Origin of the sequence: Roseateles sp. 22389, assembly GCF_052044995.1 — a bacterium.
Lineage (GTDB): Bacteria > Pseudomonadota > Gammaproteobacteria > Burkholderiales > Burkholderiaceae_C > Roseateles.
In genome coordinates this window covers 1-588 of sequence record NZ_JBQEOF010000047.1, presented here as the reverse complement: position 1 = coordinate 588, position 588 = coordinate 1, and the positions used below count along the sequence as shown (strand labels likewise).

Sequence of the window (588 nt, the reverse complement as noted above, 5' to 3'; positions counted from 1 at the left end):
GACCCACGAGCTCGAACTCGCCAAGCGGAACTCGACGCCGCTGGCGGTGCTCTTCCTGGACCTCAATGACTTCAAGAAGACCAACGATCAACTCGGGCACGAAGTCGGCGACCGGTTGCTGCTGCACGTGGCCGGCGTCCTCAAGGCGACGCTGAGAGCAAGTGACACCGTTTGCCGCATCGGCGGCGACGAGTTCGTCATCATTGCGGAGAACGTTCCAAGCGACGGCGTCGGACGCCTGATCTCCAAGATCGTCGCGGCCGTTGCTCGGCCGTGGACCGTGGCTGGCACCGTCCTGACGCAAGGCGTGAGCATCGGCGCCAGCAACTTTCCGGCCGACGGTGACCAGGCGGAGGACCTCGTGAGGAAAGCAGACGCAGCCATGTACCTGGTCAAGCTGGCCGCGCGTACGACAACACGGGGTGGCGAAAGAGGAGGGCCGATGCCTAGCGCCCGCCTCTACGGCCTGCGATGAAGTCCGTTGATCCGCTGCTGCTCGCTGTGGTTCGGCTCAGCACCTCGCAGGGTGGTCGAGCCTTGACGCGCGCCACGGGCTTCCTGCAGCAACGCGGCGAGGAGGTCTTTCTG

At 65.1% G+C, this 588-nt stretch carries 1 protein-coding gene; it reads left to right on the top strand.

Annotation, left to right across the window (positions count from 1 at the left end; all coding sequences use genetic code 11):
* Positions 1-475 (top strand): diguanylate cyclase domain-containing protein (locus ACTJKJ_RS27300; protein WP_440823324.1); only part of this gene is annotated, 475 nt, incomplete at its 5' end.
* Positions 476-588 lie beyond the last annotated feature (113 nt).